The organism is Streptomyces sp. HUAS 15-9 (assembly GCF_025642155.1).
GTDB lineage: Bacteria > Actinomycetota > Actinomycetes > Streptomycetales > Streptomycetaceae > Streptomyces.
This window is the reverse complement of the sequence record NZ_CP106798.1, coordinates 2,495,568-2,514,594: the sequence shown is the minus strand read 5'-3', so window position 1 is coordinate 2,514,594 and position 19,027 is coordinate 2,495,568. Positions and strand designations below refer to the sequence as shown.

Here is a 19,027-nt window from a genome sequence, read left to right as displayed (position 1 = left end):
CAACGCGAGGGGGCGCCCACCGCGAACGGTGGGCGCCCCCTCGGAGCGAGTGCGTGGGATCAGACCTGGCCGGCCTTCTCCAGCGCGGAGCAGCAGGTGTCGACGAGCAGCCGGGTCACCACGTACGGGTCGACGTTGGCGTTCGGGCGGCGGTCCTCGATGTAGCCCTTGCCGTCCTTCTCGACCTGCCACGGGATACGGACCGAGGCACCGCGGTCGGAGACGCCGTAGGAGTACTCGTTCCACGGGGCGGTCTCGTGCAGACCGGTCAGCCGGTCGTCGATGCCGGCGCCGTAGTTCTTGACGTGGTCGAGCGGCTTGGAGCCCTCGCCGAGCGACTCGCACGCGGTGATGATCGCGTCGTAGCCCTCGCGCATCGCCTTGGTGGAGAAGTTGGTGTGCGCGCCGGCGCCGTTCCAGTCGCCCTTGACCGGCTTGGGGTCGAGGGTGGCGGAGATGCCGAAGTCCTCGGCGGTGCGGTAGAGCAGCCAGCGGGCCACCCACAGTTGGTCGGCGACCACCAGCGGGGCGAGCGGGCCGACCTGGAACTCCCACTGGCCGGGCATGACCTCGGCGTTGATGCCGGAGATGCCCAGGCCCGCCTTCAGGCAGTTGTCCAGGTGGGCCTCGACGATGTCACGGCCGAAGATCTCGTCGGCGCCGACACCGCAGTAGTAGCCGCCCTGGGGGGCCGGGAAGCCGCCCTCGGGGAAGCCCAGCGGGCGGGCGCCGTCGAAGAACGTGTACTCCTGCTCGATGCCGAAGATCGGCTCCTGCGCGGCGAAGCGCTCCGCCACCTCGGCCAGCGCGGCACGGGTGTTGGAGGAGTGCGGGGTGAAGTCGATGTTCAGGACCTCGCACAGGACGAGGATGTCGTCGCCGCCGCGGATCGGGTCCGGGCAGGAGAAGACCGGCTTCAGCACCCGGTCCGAGGAGTGGCCCTTGGCCTGGTTGGTGGAGGACCCGTCGAAGCCCCAGATCGGAAGCTCGGCACCCTTGGCGTCGTCCGCGAGGATCTTGGTCTTCGAACGCAGCTTGGCCGTCGGCTCGGTGCCGTCGATCCAGATGTACTCAGCCTTGAAGGTCACGGGGCCACATCCTTCGGGGGTGGGTCAGGCGCACTTGCGGGTGCTGCGGCGCTGCGGCACTGGGGCGCCGCTGTCGATGCCCGGAGCCTGTCAACAGGCGATTTCCCGATCATTGCTCGAATGTGAACCCCGTGTTACCTGGTGTTTCTGTGTCGCGTCTCACGTTGAGAGGTCGTGGGTGGCCGGGGTAAGCGGCCGCGCGACCGGACGGTCGCCGGCTTCCCCTCCGTCAAAGCCGGTGACCGGTCCGCGCCCGGCGCGGGACGCGCCGCGGGCCCCGAACGTGCCGGTCCTGCCGCTCCTGGCCCGGAGCGGCAGGACCTGTGACCCCGCACGGTGGTGACCCGCACGGTGGGGAGGCCGAGTCGCGCGCGCCGGACCGGCCTCGCCTCACCGCGTTCCTGGACGTCCGGGCGTCACCCCACCTTCTCGATGACCGCGCGGCGGATGAGGAACTTGCCGGGCTCGCGGACCTGCTCGAAGGCAGCGTTGTTCAGCAGGACACAGCTACCGGACACGGAGGTGACCTTCACCGTCGTGGACTTGTTGTTGTCCAGGTTGGTGACCTTCAGGGTGGTCCCCGCCGGGAACTGGTTGCTGGAGGCCGCCGGGGCACCACCCTCGCCGGAGAGCGTCACGGTGGAGCCGTTGCAGACCTGCTGGCCGGAGCCCGCGGCAGCGCCACCGGCGTTGTTTCCCGCGTTCCCGGCGTTCCCGGCGTTGCCAGCGTTCCCGGCGTTCCCCGCGGGCGGCGCCGACTGCTGTCCGTTCTGCTGACCGGCCTGCTGTCCAGCCTGCTGACCGCCCGCCGCCTGAGAGCCCTGAGCCGACTCCCCAACGGTGCATCCGGCAGCCTTCTGCTGGACCTCGATCTGCTTGATGACCGCCTCGCGGTTGGCGATCCGGGCCGCTGACTGCGCATCCGGGTTCGCCTTCTGGTCCGCGATGAACTTGTCGTTGTTGCCGTGGGCCGTGGCCAGCCCCTGGCATACGTTCGAGTCGGCGGCGGCCAGGGGTTTGGCGTTCTGCGGGCTCTGTGCCGCGTTCGACGTGGCCGCCATGGCGAAGGCCCCGCCGCCCGCCACCGCCGCGGCGCTGACCAGCAGCGCGACCTTCTTCTTCGTGCTGAGAGTTCGCCTGCGCGACATGCGCGCCTCCTGAAGAGGTAGGGGTGCGTACGCCGCTATGTACGAGATCCCGAACGAGGTTACTCAACGGTCACGGGGAAACCCTGAAGTAACCTGTGTCACACCGGAGTTGAGATCCGCTCAGCTCTTGGTCCGGGAGAGGGCGTCCTGTACGGCCTCGTCCGTGCGTCCGACGACCGCCGTGCCGTCGTCCGCCGTGATGATCGGCCGCTGGATGAGCTTCGGGTGCTCGGCAAGTGCCTTGATCCAGCGATCGCGCGACGCCTCGTCCCGCGGCCAGTCCTTCAGGCCCAGTTCCTTGCCGGCCTCCTCCTGGGTACGGGTGATGTCCCACGGTTCGAGGCCGAGGCGGTCGAGTACGCCCCTGATCTCGTCCTCGCTCGGCACGTCCTCCAGATAGCGGCGGACGGTGTACTCGGCCCCCTCGGCGTCGAGCAGGCTGATGGCGCTGCGGCACTTGGAGCAGGCGGGATTGATCCAGATTTCCATGCGGTCCACGGTACGCGAACCCGCGGCGGAGCAAGGTCGCTGTTCGATTTTCTCGGCGTCCCGTGGATGTCTCTTCCGTACCCTGTGCAGCACCCGAAGCCACCTGTCTCACCAGGGCATTTGGGCGTTGCTGCGACCTCGCCGATTGTCAGTGGGGGCCGGTAGACTGGATGCAGTGTTCGAGGATGTCGCCGGGTTCTCCGGACGGCACCCTGACCGCGACCGGAGGATGCCTGTGCCCGCTGCCGCACTGAAGTCGAAGCCGCTGCCCACCCAGTCCACCGCGAAGCGTTCCGTCCTGCTCGACTCGCCCTACGCGCCGGCGCAGAAGAGCCCGCTGCCGGCGGGCCGTCCGCGCGAGTGGTACGTCACGCACAACCGCCGCCTCAAGGCGATGCGCCTCGCCATAGCCCTGCTCGACTCGGGCGTCTACGTCCCCAACCAGGCCCGCAACGAGACGATCCGCAGCACGGCGGAACTGATCGGCATTCACCCGCCGTCGGACACGACGTGCCACATGGTGCGGGCGTTCATGCGGTACTCGCGGTGACCGTGGCGCCGGGTGCCCTTTGCTTTGGGCGCCCGGCGCCGACGGGGCCGTCCCCTTGGGCCACCTGGGCCGACTAGGCCGACAGCTCCCGCTCCAGTGGTGTCCGGAAGCGTGGGGTCACCCGGGAGCCGTTCAGCACGGTGCGCAGGTGTTCCGCCTGCGCCGCGATCGCCGTCTCCCCCTCCCTGCCCACGCCCTCGGCGGCCAGGATCCGCCAGACGATCTCGCCGTCGGCCCGCTGGGCCCACCCCCCGACCACCCGTCCGTTCCACCACACGGTCGGCCCCACGTTCCCGCTGTAGTCGAAGAGACTCGCACGCAGCTCCGGTGCGAGGTACCAGTCCCGCCGCTGCCAGCCCATCGCCGTCGGGTCGAGCGCCGGGAGCAGCGCCGCCCAGGGTTCGGCGGGTTCCGCCACCGGTCCCGCGTCGCCCTCCGTGACGTACCCGGTGTCGCCCTCGTCCAGCGAGACCGCCTCCGCCCCGATCGCGGACAGCGCCCGGCGGACCTCGGTCACCCGCCACCCCGTCCACCACTTCAGGTCGGCCTCCGTCGCCGGACCGCATGCGCCCAGCCAGCGGCGCAGCAGCCCGGCCTGGGCCTCGGCGACGTCCAGTTCGGGGTGTGCGGGGGCCACCGCCCAGCGGAACTGGCTGGAGGTCCACGAGCCGAGCGGGCGGCCCCGGACCACCTTGCCCTCCACGCCCAGCACGCGCAGGAGCCGGGTGGAGACCGTGTGGACGCCCTCGTAGCTCTTCCCCGCCGCGTACACGAACTGCTCGCGCAGGCGTGGTTCGTCGGCCGCCAGTTCCGTCGCCGTCGCCTGACCACGCCGGGCCAGCGCGGCCAGCGTCGACTCCTCGACCTCCGCCAGCCAGGCCGCGTCCGGCGCGCCGGCCTTCGCCATGTCCTTGAGCAGTGAGGCACGTTCGCGGGCGGCCACGGTCAGGCCCGTCGACGCGTGGACCACCGCCGTGAGGTCCGTGGGGAACACGAACACCGTGTGCCGCATGCCGTGCATCCGCACCAGCGTGCGGTCCTCGTACAGCGCCCGCTCCGTCTCGGGCAGCGTCTTCACCGGGTCGGCAAGCCGCGCGCCCACCGCCAGATACACCGTCGCCGGGTCGGAGCCGTGCAGCGCCACGAGCGAGGCGGCGACCTCCTCGGGGGCTGCCGCCCGTGCCGTACCAGCCAGCCGGTGGCGCAGGGCGAGCCGGGCTCTTCGCTCCGCCGCCCCGATGTGCCGCTGTACCCCGCCGCCCATGCCGACCTCCGCCCGTCGAGCCGTCCACCGCGTCCAGCACGTTCCTGAGTGCATCTTCGCCGACGCCACTGACAGCCGGTCCCCGTCACCCGTTCTGCCTGCTGGACATGCGGGCACCCCCGCACACGGCCTTCACTTCGAATCAGAGACCGGAAGGTTCAGGAGGTGCCGGGACCAGAGGGAGGCCGTGTTGCCATGACCACCCCCACCGAACGCGCCCAGCGCGGCAAGGCCACCCGCAAGCGCGTCCCCCGCTCCTCCCACGCCCTGTGGCTGCCGCCCGTCGACCGGCCCGACCCGGTCGCCGTACTGCAACGGCAGGGGCGGGACCGGCTGCCCGAGCTGCTGCCGGTCCGGTACGGGCGGATGGCGACCTCGCCGTTCTCCTTCCTGCGCGGCGCGGCCGCCGTCATGGCCGCCGATCTCGCCTCGCAGCCCAACACCGGGCTCGGCGTGCAGCTGTGCGGCGACGCCCATCTGCTCAACTTCGGTGTCTACGCCTCCCCGGAGCGGGTGCTGCTGTTCGACCTGAACGACTTCGACGAGACCTTCCCCGGGCCCTTCGAGTGGGACGTCAAGCGGCTCGCGGCGAGCGTGGCGGTGGCCGGCCGGGAGAACGGGTTCCCCGAGCCGAAGGTCCGCGGGGCGGTCCTGGCCGCCGCGGCCGCCTACCGCGGGTCCATGCGGCGGCTCGCCTCGCTCGGTGAACTCGCGGTCTGGTACGAGCGCATAGAGGCCGACAGCGTGCCGACGATCGCCCGCTCCGCCCGCCGCCGCAGCCGCGTCGAGTCCACGCTCACCCGCGCCCGCCGCCGGACCAGCCTGCAGGCCCTCGGCAAGCTGACCGAGACGGTCGACGGACAGCCGCGGATCATCCAGGTCCCGCCGCTCCTCGAACCGGCCGGCGCCCCCGACATGGCCTCCCTGCGCAAGATCTTCAGCGACTACCGCTCCACCCTCGCCGAGGAACGCCGCGTCCTCCTCGACCGCTACCGCTTCGTCGACGCCGCCCGCAAGGTCGTGGGCGTCGGCAGCGTCGGCACCCGCTGCTTCATCGTGCTCCTCCTCGGACGCAACGGCGACGACCCCCTGTTCCTGCAGATCAAGGAGGCCACCAAGTCCGTACTGGAGGACCATCTGCCCAGCGGGCCGTACGTCCATCCGGGACACCGTGTGGTGGCGGGGCAGCGGCTGCTCCAGGCCGCCGGCGACATCTTCCTCGGCTGGATGACCGGGCCGCAGGGCCGCGCCTACTACTGGCGTCAGCTGCGCGACATGAAGGGCTCGGCCGACGTCGCCGGGATCACTCCGGCCGGGCTCGTCGAGTACGCGGGACTGTGCGGCACCGCCCTGGCCCGCGCCCACGCCCGCTCCGGCGACCGCATCGCCATCGCCGGCTACCTCGGCATCACCGACGTCTTCGACCGCGCGGTCGCCGACTTCGCGCAGACCTACGCCGACCAGACCACCGCCGACCACACGGCCCTCACCACCGCCATCACGGCGGGCGTGGTCCAGGCGACGCCGGGGGTCTGAGCGCGGGCGCTCAACTCCCGTAGCGCGCCGGTGTTTTCGCCGTGGAGGTAAGTCAAAGGGACCGGCTCGCTCAGGAGGCCCGGTCACGCACGGAAATCGGGATGCACCGCGTGTGACCGCATCCCTACGCTGGTGTCACATCGACCACCCTTCCACGCCAACGGAGGACCGTCATGGGCACCATCGTCCTGTCCGGGACCGCCGTCCTGGTGATCCTGGGATTCGGAAACCACATGTGGTGGCTCGCCGCTGTCGCCGTGCTCTACCTGTACGTGCAGTACGGGCGGGGCGCGAGACCGACCGCCGGGGGAGATTCGGCGGGTGCGGCGCCCACCACCTACCAGGCGTACCGCGAGCGCCGTGACCGGCAGGCCAAGTGGGAGCGCCGCTACCGTCGTGAGCGTCCCTACGAGGCCCGGCGTCAGGAGCGCGAGAAGAGCGGCTGAGCCCCGCGGGAGCCCTCGGTCACAGACCGGGGGCTCCCCACACCGGGAACCAGCGGCTCAGGTCCTGCTCGATCCGCAGATCGTTCGCGAGGGCCGCCTTGATCTGGAGTTCCAGCGCGTTGTCGCGCCGCTCGGCCCCGCCGGGCCGCGGTGCGAAGGGGTAGAACGTGCCCCGCTTGTAGAGGTAGACGAGAGCCAGGCTGCGGCCGGAGTCGTCCCGGAACCCGGCCAGCGAGCACAGCAGCTGCGGCCCGAAGCCGTTGACCTCCATCGAACTGTTCACCGCGTGCAGATCGTTGACCAGCTGCGGGAGCTGGTCGGGCGTGCGCTGCGAGACCAGCCAGGAGTAGCCGTAGTCGTCCTGGCGCAGTTCCACCGGGGGCCCTTTGCGGTCGGCGTCCGCGTCGAGGAGCGCCTGGACCTCCCGGTGGGTCTGCTCGAAGGCCGCGCCCTCCACCGTGGCGAAGCACACCGCGCCGCCTCCGGTGGGGGTGAACCCGGCCGCGGCCTCCAGTGTGATGGCCGCCGAGGGCAGCGCGAACAACTGGTCGAGATCGGGTGCGACGGGCTTCGTACGGCCCAGCAGGATGTCCAGCAGCCCCATGCTCAGCCCGCCTTCCCCGGTGTCGCCGCCTCACCCAGTTCGGCGGAGATCCGCCCCAGTTGCTCCAGCCGCTGCTCCAGGCTGGGGTGGGTCGAGAAGAGCTTCGCCAGACCGGGCTCCGCGCCCAGCGCCGGGGTGAAGAAGAAGGCGTTGAAGGCCTGGGCCGTGCGCAGGTCCTCGGTGGGGATGCGGGCGATGTCGCCGGAGACCTTGGTGAGCGCGGAGGCCAGCGCCGAGGGGCGTCCGGTGAGATGGGCGGCCGCCCGGTCCGCCGCCAGCTCCCGGTACCGGGACAGGGCCCGGATCAGCAGGAAGCTGATCGCGTACACGACCATCGAGACGCCCATCACGATCCCGAGGACGGCGACGGTGTTCTGGTCCCTGCGGCCGCGGAACAGCGACGAGTAGAAGGCGAACCGGACGATCAGGCCCGCCAGTACGCCCAGGAAGGACGCGACCGTGATCACGGCGACGTCCTTGTGCGCGACGTGCGACAGCTCGTGCGCCAGCACGCCCTCCAGCTCGGCGGGCTCCAGCCGGCGCAGCAGACCCGTCGTCACACAGACGACGGCATGGTCCGGGTTCCGTCCGGTCGCGAACGCGTTCGGCAGATCCATGCCCGACACGGCGACCACCGGCTTGGGCATGTCCGCCTGGGCGCACAGCCGGTCGACCACCCCGTGCAGATCGGGGTACTCCTCCCGCTCCACGACCCGGCCGTGCATCGCGTACAGCGCGACCCGGTCGGAGAACCAGTACTGCGCGACGAGCATCCCCGCCGCGACCACCACGACCAGCACCCAGGACTTCAGCAGCACGATCAACGCGGCGACGAACCCCACGTACAACAACCCGAGCAGGAACAGCGTGACCCCCATGCGCGCGGTCAACCGCCGATCGCTCCGGAAGCGGCTCTGCATCTTGCATCACCCCGCAGTCAGGCACTCGTCCCGCTGTCCAGTGTGCACCTGCCGACCGCCATGAACAGGTCCCGATCGGCCCTGATACCGGCAAAGATTCCCGGTGGGCGCGGGTGTGCGCCGGCGACCGGGTCAGACGCACTCCACGCCGTCGTCCCGCTGCGCGACCTTGTGCAGCGCCTGGGCGACGACCTGGGCGTCGTCGTCGGTCAGGTGCGCCGAGAAGTGGCGGTGGATGCTGCGCAGGTACACCGGCGCGGTGGCACGCAGCGCGGCGGCGCCCTCGTCGGTGATGGCCGCCCAGGACACCCGGCGGTCGTGCGGATCGGGCATCTTGCGCACCAGCCCGGCGCGCACCATGTCGTCGACCAGGCGGCTGACCCGGGTGCGGCTGAGGACGACGCGGTTGGCGACTTCCTGCATGCGCAGGCCCTCCTCGCCGGCGGCCTTGAGCTCGAGCAGTACGTCGTACCACGTGAGGGGGACGCGGCCGTCGCGCTGGACGTCGCTCTCGATCGCGCGCAGGGCGGCGTTGTGGGCGAGCAGCATCGCCCGCCATGCCTCTAGTCCGTAGTCCCGGTCAGCCATCGGTCGATTCTACCCGCCGTTGCGTGCGTGCGCACACACTGGTTATGGTGTGTGCGCACGCACGGAAATGGGGGCCGGGGTACGGCCACGTGGGTGCGCACGGAGTGCGAGTCTTCATCGGAGGTGCCACATGGCGCAGAACCTGACCCGTGACGAGGTCAAGCAGAAGATCGACGCCGGCGCGGTGACGGTCCTGGAGGCCCTGCCGGAGTCGTACTACAAGGAGGCCCACCTGCCGGGCGCCCGCAATCTGCCGCTCGACGAGGTGGACACCCTCGCGCCCGGGCTGCTGCCCGACAAGCAGGCCGAGGTGATCGTCTACTGCACGGGCACCACCTGCCCGAACTCGGGGATCGCCGCCAAGCGGCTCATCGAGCTCGGCTACGAGCGGGTCTACACGTACAAGGACGGCAAGGAGGACTGGATCGGCGCCGGGCTGCCGACCGAGTCCGCCTGACACCGAGCCGGCCAGTGACGAGGAAGTCGGAAGAGGGAAGAGGGTACGACCGATGACCGAAAGCGCAACGACACCGACCCGCCTGGTCGACGGTGTGGAACTCCCGGCGGCCGGCACCTGGAAGGTCGACCCTGGACACGCCGAAGTCGGCTTCATGGGACGCCACTTCATGCTGACCAAGGTGCGCGGCCGGTTCACCGGTGTGGACGCCACCGTCCGCATCGGCGAGCGGCCCGAGGACAGCAGGGTGACCGCGGTGATCGACATGGCCAGCGTCGAGAGCGGGGACCAGACCCGCGACGACCATCTGCGGTCGGGTGACTTCTTCGACGCGGAGAAGCACCCGCAGTCCGTCTTCGAGTCCACCTCCGTGACCTGGGACGGCAAGAGCGGCAGGCTCGACGGCAATCTGACGATCAAGGGAGTGACCCACCCGGTCTCGCTCGACGTCGACTACCTGGGCTACGCCCGCGACCCGTGGGGCGGCGACCGGACGGTGTTCTCCGCCCGCGGGAAGATCAACCGGGAGGACTGGGGACTGACCTGGAACATGGCCCTGGAGACCGGCGGCATCCTCGTCTCCAAGGAGATCGAGCTCTCGCTGGAGATCGAGGCGGTGCGGGAGGCCTGAGCCACCGGCCGCCCGGAGGGTGATCGATCCCCACCCTCCACATGGCTGGTTGTCATGTCCTGCGGCGGCCCGGCATTTGACCCGGGCCGCCCTTCGCCATGCGGGTTCGGCACCGTGCCGGGCCCGCCGTCAGGCATGCCCTCAGAACCCCAACTCCCGCTCTGACCTGGGAACTTGACAGGTTTCGGAGCGGTGAACGTACAGTCGGCTCCGGTCGCCGGACGCGGCAGTGACAGGCAGGGAAAGAGAAGTTCACAACTGGCCTGTTTCACTTGTCCGTTCGAGAACGGCTGTGTAATCGTACGGATGCGGACCGGAGTCCGCACACGGGGGAACGGACGGGGGACACATGGCAGGGATCAGAGATTCCGCGCACGTCGATCCGGGCTTCTCGGCCGGGAAGTAGGCACCTTTCACCCGCTGAGAGGCCGCCCCCGCGAGCCGCCGGGCGCTTCGTACCCGGCAGTCGCCGCCACCTCGCACCACCGCTGCCGCCGCGGCACGGGCACGTATGTCCGCGGCCGGTGAGGTCATCGCCGCCCGGACCCGGAAGAGCGGTCCGAAGCGGTTCAGCACGTCTGTCTCCACAAGGTTGTTCCCGCACATGACCCGGAGGAAGCGTGAACCCGCACAGCACCCTGGTCGGTTCCGACAACCGGCAGTTCACCGATCTGACCCAGCACGAGATCCAGGCCCTGCGCACCCGCTTCAACCTGGCCGACGCCCACACCCACCAGCGCCAGTCCGCCACCCAGCAGGACATCGTCTCCCGGCTGCCCGAGCTGTGGTACGAGGCGGAGAACGGGCTGCAGGCCACCTACGAACAGCGGTTCATCGAGTCGTTCTTCCGCCTCCACGGCCAGCGGACCGCGCTGGCACGCAGGAAGACGATGCTCTCCTACGCCGCGTCCATCTCCACCATGGTCGCCGGCATGTACCTCAAGCAGCAGCGGATGTCGGTGACCCTCGTCGAGCCCTGCTTCGACAACCTCTACGACGTCCTCGACAACATGGGCGTACCGCTCTACCCGATCGACGAGGCCGCGCTGCACGACCCCGACCGTATATACGCCGAGCTCAAGCGCCGGGTGCGCACCGACGCGCTGTTCCTGGTCGACCCCAACAACCCCACGGGCTTCACACTGCTGCAGTACGGGCGCCGGGGCTTCGAGGAGGTCGTACGGTTCTGCAAGGACCACAACAAGCTGCTGATCTTCGACTTCTGCTTCGCCTCCTTCACCCTGTTCGGCTCCGAACTGGAGCGGTTCGACGTCTACGAACTGCTGGAGAGCTCCGGCGTGTCCTACCTGGCCATCGAGGACACCGGCAAGACCTGGCCGGTGCAGGACGCCAAGGCGGCCATGATCACGCCCAGCGACGACATCCACGAGGACGTGTACAACCTGCACACCAGCGTCCTGCTCAACGTCTCGCCGTTCGTCCTCAACATGCTCACGCAGTACGTCGAGGACTCCCGCGCCGACCAGCTCGGCTCGGTCCGCGAGGTGCTCGGCGTCAACCGGGACGCCATCGGCAAGGCCCTCGACGGCACCGTCCTCGAACTCCAGAACCCGGTCGCCGACGTCAGCGTCGCCTGGGCCCGCATCAACCACCCCGAGCTGACCGCCACCGAGCTGCAGCGCGTCCTGGGCGCAGCCGAGGTCTACGTCCTGCCCGGCCGCTACTTCTTCTGGAGCCAGCCCGACAAGGGCGAGTCCTATGTCCGCTTCGCCCTGGCCCGTGAACCGCGCACGTTCGCCGACGCGATGGTGCGGATGCGCGAGGTGCTCGACCGTCATGCCGGCTGAGCCGCCCGCCGGCGAGCATGCCGGATCCGCGGACGAATACGCCGACGCCGCCCTGTTCCTCGGCATGAACAGCGCCGACGACACCCTGCGGATCGCCTGCAAGGCGTTCTTCGCCGCCCGTCTGGACCGCACGCTGGTGATGAGCCTGGAGCAGGTCGGCCGCTGCGACGACGTCATCTGGGGCTACGGCCGTGAACTCCAGGACGCCTACTACCCGTTCATGGACAACCTGCACACCCTCATGGACATCCGCCGCCTCGGCTACGACGAGGCCGACCTGCGGTGGGCGCTGGACGGCGAGGGGATTTTGCAGCGGCTCCCGGCACATGAACGGCTGCTGCTCGGCATGGTCGGCAACCGCAAGGGGCTGCTGCACAGCGCGAGCCCCCGGCTGCCGCACCACACGGGGCTCGCGGTGCGGGCGCCCGCACCGGTCGACGGGCCGGAACCCGTCTTCCCCGAACCGCTCGAAGCGCTCTACCGCCAGTCGCTCGTGCTGCGCGTCCCGGCCGGCGTCCTGTGAGCGTCGGCCCGTCCCGGGCCCCGTCGCAGGGGCCCGGCGAGATGTCGAGAGGAGACCGCACGGTGATCGGGGGACTGACGGTCGCACTGGTCACCCCCGTCACGGACACGGGGGATGTGTCCGAGGACGGGGTGGCCCGACTGGTCGCGACGCTGCGGCCGCACGCCGACGCCCTGCTTCCGGCGCTCAGCACCGGTGAGGGCACCCGGCTGACGGACCGCCAGTGGCGGACGATGGTCGCGGCGACCGTCCGGCACGCCGACGGGCTGCCGGTGTTCGCGGGCATCCTGCGGCCCACCACGGCCGAGGTCGCCGCCCGCGCCCGCGCCGCCGAGGAACTCGGCGCCGCCGCGGTCGTGGCGACCACGCCGTACGGGCCCGGAGTGCGCCAGGAGGACATGGTCCGCCACTTCACGGACCTCACCCGGGCCAGTGGCCTGCCCGTGATCGTCTACCACGAGTCCTGGGCCTCGGGAAACTCACTCGACCGGGACACCCTGCTGCGGATCTGCGCACTGCCCGGCATCGCCGCGGTCAAGGACTCGGCGGGCGACCCCCGCGCCACCCGGGAACTGATCGCGGCCCACCCCGGCGTGCCCGTACTCCAGGGGCTGGAACACCTGCTCCTGGAGTGCGGGTCGCCAGGGCCTGTTGCGAGAGTCCCGCCTGCCCGTCGACGCCCGGCACGCTCCCCCAAGCTCTTCGAGCAGGGGGGACCCCCACTCGCCGCACCGGGCACAGACCCAAGTACATCCAGTACGAGGGCCTGCACCCGGCACGCCGAGAGCACGCTCCCCCAAGCTCTCGACTGCGCTCGAGCAGGGGGGACCCCCATGACGCCGCAGGGCCCGCCCTCCGGGCGGACGACGGGACCCTCGCAACAGGCCCTGGGCGGCTGCGTCGTCGCCCTCGGCAACGTCGAACCCGGGCTGTGCCGGGCCCTGCTCGGCGAGCCGGCCGCCGCGGACGCCGCCCGGCTCACCGAGGCGTGCGCCCGGTACGGCCTCGACCGCGACGACTGGTACCTGACCCTCAAGACCGAACTGCACCGACGCGGAGTCCTGGAAACCGCCCGGGAGGTCCCGGAGCCCATGGACAAGGAGGTCCCGCGGTGAACGTCACCGCACACCCCACCGACAGCCCGCACAAGCGGCTGTTCCTGCTCAACCGCGCCCGGCCCACGGCCGGGACGGTCGCGCGCATCGAGGAGCTCGAGGCCGAGTGGATCGGCCCGCTGCTGGCCCGCCTCACCGAGCGCACCGAACCTCTCGCCACCCGCGCCGAGTGGCTCATACGACTCGACGAACTGCTGACACGCGAGCGCGCGGGCAGCCCGGCCGGCAGCTATCTCGCCGAGAAGGCCACCCGCGAGGAATTCACCCACGTCGTCCGGGAGTTCGCGCTCGACGGACTCACCGAGGCACAGAACTTCTTCCCCGCGATACCCCGGCTGCCACTGCGCGCCCAGATGGCCGTGATGCGCGTCCTCATCGACGAGTTCGGCTGCGGCAACCAGCGCCAGGCCCACTCCCAGCTCTATCTCGACCTGCTCGCCGAACTCGGCCTGCCCCAGGACCTGGAGAGCCACCTCGACACCACCGGCGATGAGACCTACCAGTTCCTCAACGTCTTCTACTGGCTCACCCAGCGCGCGGAGGACATCGACTGCTTCCTCGGCGCCCTCGCCTACCTGGAGGCCAGCATCCCCGACGCCTTCACCGTCCAGGCCCGCGCCTGCGAACGCCTCGGCATCGTGAACGGCCGCTACTACACCGAGCATCTGCACATCGACACCTTCCACATGCGGGAGATGCAGCTGGCGATCAAGGAGTGCGAAGCGGCCGGCGGCATCGATCCCACCCGGCTGTGGATCGGCGCCCAGCTGCTGTCCGAGCTGATCGGCGGCGCCTTCGACGCGGCTGTGACCCGGGCCCGGGAGGCGGTATGAGCGACGCGGTGCTCGAAGAACTCCCCGGCGACCGGGTCCTGGTCACGGTCGCGGGCCGCGAGTTCGAGATCGACGCGGCGTGCCCGCACCGGCTGGGCCGCCTCGTCCACGGGTACGTCAACCCACGCACCCTGCGCATCACCTGCCCCCTGCACCGCAGCAGCTTCGACCTGGCCTCCGGATGTCCGGTGACCGGCCCCGCCGAGACGTCGCTCACCGTCCACCGGACCGGTGTCCTCGGCCAGAGCTACCGGCCCGAGCAGGTGTGGCTGCCGGCCTCCGAGCGGCTCCTGGACTGGGACGACGGCTTCCACGACCTGATGCTCGGCGACCGGCTGCGCATGACCGCGTACCGCACCGCGATCACCGAGGCGGTACGACCCGGCGCGACCGTGCTCGACCTCGGCACCGGCACCGGCATCCTGGCCCGCTGGGCGCTGGAGGCCGGCGCCGCCCGGGTCTACGGCATCGACCTCAACGAGAAGATCCTCGTCACCGCGGCCGACCGGCTCGCCGCCGCCGGATTCGGCGACCGCTTCCACCCGCTGTCCGGCATCTCCTTCGACCTGGAGCTGCCCGAACCCGTCGACCTCGTCGTCTCCGAGATCATGGGCAACCTCGCCGACAACGAGAACTGCGCCGCCATCCTCGACGACGCCCGCCGGCGCTTCCTGCGTCCCGGCGGGGCCATGCTGCCGCGCGCGGTCGAGAGCTATCTCGTCCCCGTGGCCGCCGAACAGGCCCACGCCCAGCTGCGCGACGGCGCGCCCCAGGACGCCGACAGCCGCGCGGGCTTCGCCGAACTGCTGCGCCGCCGGGGCGCGCGCAACCCGTTCGACCTCTACTACGACACGGTCGTCCCGGCCGCCGCCCGGCTCGCCGCACCCCGGCTGCTGCGCCGCTACGACTTCCGGGACGGCGGCGGGCACCCGGCCGAGTACAGCGTGCCGCTCGTCCACATCGTCCAGCGCGACGGCGTGTTCACCGGCTTCCAGGGCTACTTCGTCGCCGACCTGTCCGACACCGTCGCCCTGGACATCTCCGGCGACGACATCGGCGCGGACGACCCCGGGGGCCCGTACGACCTCCGACAGCTGGAAGCACGCCTACCTGCCGGTCGCCGAGCCGGTCGCGGTACGGCGCGGCGACCGTATCGCCGTCACCTTCAGCCGGGGCGTACCGACGGGGGAGGACTCCTTCGGGCAGGTCTACCGGTGGCGGGGCGGTGTCGTCTCCGGCGACGTCACCATCGCCCGCTTCGACCAGCGCACCCGGCCTGGGGAGACCTCATGAGCGACGACCCGCGGCTGCCCGCGACCGCCGACACCATCGCCGTCTTCACCGACCTTAACTGCTCGTTCGCCCATGTCGCGGTGCACCGGCTGCACGAGACCCGGCACCGGCTGGGCCTGGCGGGACGCATCCGGTTCGACTTCCGGGCCTTCCCGCTGGAGCTGTTCAACCGCGAGGTCAACGCCCGGCCCGGCGTCGACTCCGAGATCTCGGTGCTCGGCGCGGTGGAACCGGACGCCGGCTGGCGCCTGTGGCAGGGCCCCGACTGGACTTACCCGGTCACCATGCTCCCCGCGCACGAGGCGGTGCAGGCGGCCAAGGCACAGAGCTGGGAGGCGAGCGAACGCCTCGACCGAGCCCTGCGCCGCGCCTTCTGGGCCGAGGGCCGGTGCATCTCGCTGCGCCACGTCATCCTCGACATCGCCGAGCGGACGGGCACCGTCGACGTCGGCCGGCTGGCCGCGGCCCTGGACACCGGGTCGTCCCGCGCGGCCGTGATGGCCCAGTACGACGCGGCCCGCGACGACCGTGTCAACTGCAGCCCGCACATCTTCCTGCACGACGGCACGAACAGCGCCAACCCCGGAATCGAGGCCCACTGGCTGGGCGGCGATTTCGGGGCCGGCTACCCGGTGATCGACAAGGACCGCCCCGAGATCTACGAGGAGCTCCTCACCCACGCGGCGTCCCTGCTCCCGGCGACGACGTGACACAGAGTGTCCGATGGCACCGGTCCGGTTACGGATCTAGTACGGAGCCCGCATCTGTGCGTACCCGAGCAGGCCTATCACCGCGCCGACGCAGCCGAGGACTATCGCCGTGGACACCCATGACGAGCGGCGGGGTCCCACCGGGTCCGGGTCGGCGCGGAACGGTGCCGGGTCCGGGGGGTTCTCCTTCCAGCGGGCGGCGAGCATCCGGGCGCGGGCGGAGGGCTCCTTGTGCTCGGCGGAATTCGCCCAGCGGTGATCGAACTCCCGCTCCCAGTCGTCCTGTTCAGTCATCCCCGTTCAACCTCTCTCGTCCCTCTCTCGTCCGACAGAACCAAGGAGGATGATCCCCCGAGAGTAGGAAGCCTGGGAAGCGCGGAAGGTTGCCCAGGATGCCGAGTGGACGGCGGACCACTAGCATCTGAAGTGCCAGACCTACGACCGCGCCGAACTCTCAGCTCTGAGGCCGCGGCCATCCGTCCGATTCGTGCTTCGCATACCGCACGAGGGGTGGAAGGAAGGTACGTCCATGAAAGCTCAGCGTGCTAGGCGTCTCGTGGCGGCGTCCGCCGTCGGGGTGCTGCTGGCCGGCGGCACCACCATCGCCACAGCGGGAACGGCCTCGGCCGCCACCCCGACCCAGGTCACGACCAACCGCGGCTGCTTCCACGGCGGCTGGTGGAACAACTGTGGCTTCGGCTTCGGCAACTTCGGTGGCTTCGGCTTCAACAACGGCTTTGGCTTCAACAACGGCTTCAACACCGGCGGCGTCGTAGTGATCCTGGTCGGTTGACGAAGGCGGTGTGACAGAGAAAAAGCACCCCAGCGCACGACTGAGGGCCGCCACCTGCAGTGATGCGGGTGACGGCCCTCAGCCACTTACTCGGGTGCCTTACGGACAGGCGTCTTTACACGTCGAAGTAGAGCTCGAACTCGTGCGGGTGCGGACGCAGCTGCAGCGGAGCGATCTCGTTCGCGCGCTTGAAGTCGATCCACGTCTCGATCAGGTCGGACGTGAAGACGTCACCGGCGAGCAGGAACTCGTGGTCGCGCTCGAGCGAGTCGAGAACGGCCGGGAGCGAGGTCGGAACCTGCGCGACGTTCGCGTGCTCCTCGGGAGCCAGCTCGTAGAGGTCCTTGTCGATCGGCTCGGCCGGCTCGATCTTGTTCTTGATGCCGTCGAGGCCCGCGAGGAGCAGGGCCGAGAAGGCGAGGTACGGGTTGCCGGAGGAGTCGGGCGCGCGGAACTCGACGCGCTTGGCCTTCGGGTTGGAGCCCGTGATCGGGATACGCATCGCGGCGGAGCGGTTGCGCTGCGAGTACACCAGGTTGATCGGCGCCTCGAAGCCCGGGACCAGACGGTGGTAGGAGTTCACCGTCGGGTTGGTGAAGGCCAGCAGCGACGGGGCGTGCTTGAGGATGCCGCCGATGTAGTAGCGGGCGGTGTCCGACAGGCCCGCGTAACCGGCCTCGTCGTAGAACAGCGGGTCGCCGTTGCTCCACAGCGACTGGTGCACGTGCATGCCCGAGCCGTTGTCACCGAAGATCGGCTTCGGCATGAAGGTCGCCGTCTTGCCGTTGCGCCAGGCGACGTTCTTCACGATGTACTTGAAGAGCTGGAGGTCGTCGGCGGCCGCGAGCAGCGTGTTGAACTTGTAGTTGATCTCGGCCTGGCCGGCGGTGCCCACCTCGTGGTGCTGGCGCTCGACCTTCAGGCCGTTGCGCTCCAGCTCCAGGGAGATCTCGGCGCGCAGGTCGGCGAAGTGGTCGACCGGCGGGACCGGGAAGTAGCCGCCCTTGTAGCGGACCTTGTAACCACGGTTGTCCTGGAGGGCACCGGTGTTCCAGGCGCCGGCCTCGGAGTCGACGTGGTAGAAGGACTCGTTCGCGCTGGTCGCGAAGCGGACGGAGTCGAAGACGTAGAACTCGGCCTCGGGACCGAAGTACGCGGTGTCGGCGATACCGGTGGAGGCGAGGTAGGCCTCGGCCTTCTTCGCCACGTTGCGCGGGTCACGGGAGTACTGCTCGCCCGTGATCGGGTCGTGGATGAAGAAGTTGATGTTGAGGGTCTTGTCACGGCGGAACGGGTCGACCCGGGCGGTCGACAGGTCCGCGCGCAGCGCCATGTCGGACTCGTGAATGGCCTGGAAGCCACGGATCGAGGATCCGTCGAAGGCGAGCTCCTCGTCCGGGTCGAACGCCTCGACGGGCACGGTGAAGTGCTGCATGACGCCCGGCAGGTCGCAGAAGCGGACGTCGACGAACTTGACGTCCTCGTCCGCGATGAACTTCTTGGCCTCGTCGGCGTTCTGGAACATCCAGCTCCTCCTACTCCCGACCGTCCTCGCCGGGGTGGTAGTTCGTTCGTGCGGCCAGTGCGGTGGCACACGCTGTCCCCGACCCTAGGGACGGGTGATTTCTCGGGCGTGACCCATTTGTTTCGCAGAAGTTAACCGGCTTCGGTTCCACGGTAGCGCCGACACACCCCGCCGTGCCCCGGGCGTCCGGGCGGGCAGTACCGTGGGCGGGTGGACAACAGGCAAGCAATGGGATCGTGGCTTTCCGGGCCGCGCGCGGCCATGGAAGAAGCCGGTGCCGATTTCGGATACCGCGGCGAACAGCTCGGTCTGCCCGAGGAGGGTCCGGGTTCGATCGCGCGCCCGGGACGCCGGCTGGGGGCGCTGGCCGTGGACTGGGGCCTGTGTCTCCTGATCGCATACGGCTTGATCGCCGACAGCTATCACCAGGCGGCGCAGGTCTGGGCGCCGCTCATCCTTCTCGTGCTGCTGGTCCTCACCCTCGGCACGGTCGGCTCCACGCCGGGCAAGCGGCTGTTCGGGCTGCGGGTCGTCGCGCTGGAGACCCGCCGGGTGAACCCGCTGCGCGCGCTGCTGCGCACGGCCTTGTTCTTCCTCGCCATCCCGGCGCTCGTCTGGGACCGCGACGGCCGCGGTCTGCACGACCGGCTGGCCGGAACGGTCGAGGTCCGCATCTAGCGGTCCTCATCCGACGGTCGAGGTCCGC

General features: G+C 70.2%; 21 protein-coding genes. 12 read left to right on the top strand and 9 right to left on the bottom strand.

All coding sequences use genetic code 11. The annotated features are described in order from the left end of the window. Positions 1 to 59: 59 nt before the first annotated feature. From glnII to N8I87_RS11530, 3 genes are all read right to left on the bottom strand, one after another. Positions 60 to 1,088, bottom strand: a complete 1,029-nt coding sequence (gene glnII / locus N8I87_RS11545) for a glutamine synthetase (RefSeq protein ID WP_263208008.1) — start codon at positions 1,086 to 1,088, stop codon at positions 60 to 62. A gap of 416 nt (positions 1,089 to 1,504) precedes the next feature. After that, a complete protein-coding gene (locus tag N8I87_RS11535) occupies positions 1,505 to 2,236 on the bottom strand; it encodes an SCO2207 family protein (protein WP_263208006.1) in 732 nt (243 codons plus the stop codon). Between the two features lie 120 nt (positions 2,237 to 2,356). Next, positions 2,357 to 2,725, bottom strand: a complete 369-nt coding sequence (locus N8I87_RS11530) for an arsenate reductase family protein (RefSeq protein WP_263208003.1) — start codon at positions 2,723 to 2,725, stop codon at positions 2,357 to 2,359. A gap of 235 nt (positions 2,726 to 2,960) precedes the next feature. Between N8I87_RS11530 and N8I87_RS11525 the strand changes: the two genes are divergently transcribed. Then, entirely contained in the window at positions 2,961 to 3,275 is a 315-nt protein-coding gene (locus N8I87_RS11525) for a hypothetical protein (RefSeq protein WP_263208002.1), read from the top strand. Between the two features lie 73 nt (positions 3,276 to 3,348). On the opposite strand, the gene N8I87_RS11520 is transcribed toward N8I87_RS11525, so the two are convergent. Beyond that, entirely contained in the window at positions 3,349 to 4,539 is a 1,191-nt protein-coding gene (locus N8I87_RS11520; protein ID WP_263208000.1) for a winged helix DNA-binding domain-containing protein, read from the bottom strand. Positions 4,540 to 4,734: 195 nt separating this feature from the next. Here N8I87_RS11520 and N8I87_RS11515 point away from each other — a divergent pair, with 195 nt between their 5' ends. Continuing rightward, positions 4,735 to 6,075 (top strand): DUF2252 domain-containing protein, encoded by a 1,341-nt coding sequence (locus tag N8I87_RS11515; RefSeq protein ID WP_263207998.1) that lies wholly within the window; start codon positions 4,735 to 4,737, stop codon positions 6,073 to 6,075. A gap of 173 nt (positions 6,076 to 6,248) precedes the next feature. Then, the gene (locus N8I87_RS11510) at positions 6,249 to 6,521 is read left to right on the top strand and encodes a hypothetical protein (RefSeq protein WP_263207997.1); all 273 of its coding nucleotides are present in this window, start codon (positions 6,249 to 6,251) and stop codon (positions 6,519 to 6,521) included. A 19-nt stretch (positions 6,522 to 6,540) separates the two neighbouring features. Here N8I87_RS11510 and pspAB read toward each other — a convergent pair whose 3' ends face one another. The 3 genes from pspAB to N8I87_RS11495 form a co-directional block, all read right to left on the bottom strand. Beyond that, positions 6,541 to 7,125, bottom strand: coding sequence for a PspA-associated protein PspAB (gene pspAB, locus N8I87_RS11505; RefSeq protein ID WP_263207995.1), 585 nt, complete (start codon positions 7,123 to 7,125; stop codon positions 6,541 to 6,543). Between the two features lie 2 nt (positions 7,126 to 7,127). Next, positions 7,128 to 8,045, bottom strand: a complete 918-nt coding sequence (htpX, locus tag N8I87_RS11500) for a zinc metalloprotease HtpX (protein WP_263207994.1) — start codon at positions 8,043 to 8,045, stop codon at positions 7,128 to 7,130. A gap of 132 nt (positions 8,046 to 8,177) precedes the next feature. Beyond that, complete coding sequence (locus N8I87_RS11495; RefSeq protein ID WP_263207992.1) at positions 8,178 to 8,633, bottom strand: MarR family winged helix-turn-helix transcriptional regulator; 456 nt, start codon at positions 8,631 to 8,633, stop codon at positions 8,178 to 8,180. A gap of 130 nt (positions 8,634 to 8,763) precedes the next feature. On the opposite strand from N8I87_RS11495, the gene N8I87_RS11490 reads away from it, so the two are divergent. The 7 genes from N8I87_RS11490 to N8I87_RS43980 all read left to right on the top strand — a co-directional run bounded on the left by N8I87_RS11490 (position 8,764) and on the right by N8I87_RS43980 (position 16,003). Continuing rightward, on the top strand, positions 8,764 to 9,090 hold the full coding sequence (locus tag N8I87_RS11490; protein WP_263207989.1) for a rhodanese-like domain-containing protein: 327 nt from the start codon (positions 8,764 to 8,766) through the stop codon (positions 9,088 to 9,090). 52 nt (positions 9,091 to 9,142) lie between these two features. Continuing rightward, positions 9,143 to 9,721: a YceI family protein gene (locus N8I87_RS11485; protein WP_263207987.1), complete on the top strand. Its 579-nt coding sequence runs from the start codon at positions 9,143 to 9,145 to the stop codon at positions 9,719 to 9,721. Positions 9,722 to 10,341: 620 nt separating this feature from the next. Further along, positions 10,342 to 11,529, top strand: coding sequence for an aminotransferase class I/II-fold pyridoxal phosphate-dependent enzyme (locus tag N8I87_RS11480; RefSeq protein WP_263207984.1), 1,188 nt, complete (start codon positions 10,342 to 10,344; stop codon positions 11,527 to 11,529). Further along, positions 11,519 to 12,052 (top strand): DUF6190 family protein, encoded by a 534-nt coding sequence (locus N8I87_RS11475; RefSeq protein ID WP_263207982.1) that lies wholly within the window; start codon positions 11,519 to 11,521, stop codon positions 12,050 to 12,052. Before N8I87_RS11480 ends, N8I87_RS11475 begins: the two co-directional genes overlap by 11 nt. 62 nt (positions 12,053 to 12,114) lie before the next feature. Continuing rightward, positions 12,115 to 13,167, top strand: coding sequence for a dihydrodipicolinate synthase family protein (locus N8I87_RS11470; RefSeq protein WP_263207979.1), 1,053 nt, complete (start codon positions 12,115 to 12,117; stop codon positions 13,165 to 13,167). Beyond that, a complete protein-coding gene (locus N8I87_RS11465) occupies positions 13,164 to 14,000 on the top strand; it encodes an iron-containing redox enzyme family protein (RefSeq protein WP_263207977.1) in 837 nt (278 codons plus the stop codon). Before N8I87_RS11470 ends, N8I87_RS11465 begins: the two co-directional genes overlap by 4 nt. After that, on the top strand, positions 13,997 to 16,003 hold the full coding sequence (locus N8I87_RS43980; protein ID WP_317633455.1) for a methyltransferase domain-containing protein: 2,007 nt from the start codon (positions 13,997 to 13,999) through the stop codon (positions 16,001 to 16,003). The genes N8I87_RS11465 and N8I87_RS43980 overlap by 4 nt, the downstream gene beginning before the upstream one ends. A gap of 36 nt (positions 16,004 to 16,039) precedes the next feature. Here N8I87_RS43980 and N8I87_RS11450 read toward each other — a convergent pair whose 3' ends face one another. Then, positions 16,040 to 16,297: an SCO2583/SCO2584 N-terminal domain-containing protein gene (locus N8I87_RS11450; RefSeq protein WP_263207975.1), complete on the bottom strand. Its 258-nt coding sequence runs from the start codon at positions 16,295 to 16,297 to the stop codon at positions 16,040 to 16,042. A 235-nt stretch (positions 16,298 to 16,532) separates the two neighbouring features. Here N8I87_RS11450 and N8I87_RS11445 point away from each other — a divergent pair, with 235 nt between their 5' ends. Continuing rightward, positions 16,533 to 16,796: a hypothetical protein gene (locus N8I87_RS11445; RefSeq protein WP_263207973.1), complete on the top strand. Its 264-nt coding sequence runs from the start codon at positions 16,533 to 16,535 to the stop codon at positions 16,794 to 16,796. Between the two features lie 115 nt (positions 16,797 to 16,911). Here N8I87_RS11445 and glnA read toward each other — a convergent pair whose 3' ends face one another. Further along, entirely contained in the window at positions 16,912 to 18,321 is a 1,410-nt protein-coding gene (gene glnA, locus N8I87_RS11440) for a type I glutamate--ammonia ligase (RefSeq protein ID WP_263207971.1), read from the bottom strand. A gap of 210 nt (positions 18,322 to 18,531) precedes the next feature. On the opposite strand from glnA, the gene N8I87_RS11435 reads away from it, so the two are divergent. Next, positions 18,532 to 18,999, top strand: a complete 468-nt coding sequence (locus N8I87_RS11435) for an RDD family protein (protein WP_263207969.1) — start codon at positions 18,532 to 18,534, stop codon at positions 18,997 to 18,999. The last annotated feature ends 28 nt before the right edge of the window (positions 19,000 to 19,027 follow it).

Bases quoted from the DNA above. Each gene is read 5' to 3' on its own strand.
- N8I87_RS11445 (WP_263207973.1), top strand. From the start codon at position 16,533: ATGAAAGCTCAGCGTGCTAGGCGTCTCGTGGCGGCGTCCGCCGTCGGG.
- htpX (WP_263207994.1), bottom strand. From the start codon at position 8,045: ATGCAGAGCCGCTTCCGGAGCGATCGGCGGTTGACCGCGCGCATGGGG.
- N8I87_RS11450 (WP_263207975.1), bottom strand. From the start codon at position 16,297: ATGACTGAACAGGACGACTGGGAGCGGGAGTTCGATCACCGCTGGGCG.
- pspAB (WP_263207995.1), bottom strand. From the start codon at position 7,125: ATGGGGCTGCTGGACATCCTGCTGGGCCGTACGAAGCCCGTCGCACCC.
- N8I87_RS11535 (WP_263208006.1), bottom strand. From the start codon at position 2,236: ATGTCGCGCAGGCGAACTCTCAGCACGAAGAAGAAGGTCGCGCTGCTG.
- N8I87_RS11515 (WP_263207998.1), top strand. From the start codon at position 4,735: ATGACCACCCCCACCGAACGCGCCCAGCGCGGCAAGGCCACCCGCAAG.
- glnA (WP_263207971.1), bottom strand. From the start codon at position 18,321: ATGTTCCAGAACGCCGACGAGGCCAAGAAGTTCATCGCGGACGAGGAC.
- N8I87_RS11490 (WP_263207989.1), top strand. From the start codon at position 8,764: ATGGCGCAGAACCTGACCCGTGACGAGGTCAAGCAGAAGATCGACGCC.
- N8I87_RS11520 (WP_263208000.1), bottom strand. From the start codon at position 4,539: ATGGGCGGCGGGGTACAGCGGCACATCGGGGCGGCGGAGCGAAGAGCC.
- N8I87_RS11495 (WP_263207992.1), bottom strand. From the start codon at position 8,633: ATGGCTGACCGGGACTACGGACTAGAGGCATGGCGGGCGATGCTGCTC.
- N8I87_RS11475 (WP_263207982.1), top strand. From the start codon at position 11,519: ATGCCGGCTGAGCCGCCCGCCGGCGAGCATGCCGGATCCGCGGACGAA.
- N8I87_RS11485 (WP_263207987.1), top strand. From the start codon at position 9,143: ATGACCGAAAGCGCAACGACACCGACCCGCCTGGTCGACGGTGTGGAA.
- N8I87_RS11530 (WP_263208003.1), bottom strand. From the start codon at position 2,725: ATGGAAATCTGGATCAATCCCGCCTGCTCCAAGTGCCGCAGCGCCATC.
- N8I87_RS11510 (WP_263207997.1), top strand. From the start codon at position 6,249: ATGGGCACCATCGTCCTGTCCGGGACCGCCGTCCTGGTGATCCTGGGA.
- N8I87_RS43980 (WP_317633455.1), top strand. From the start codon at position 13,997: ATGAGCGACGCGGTGCTCGAAGAACTCCCCGGCGACCGGGTCCTGGTC.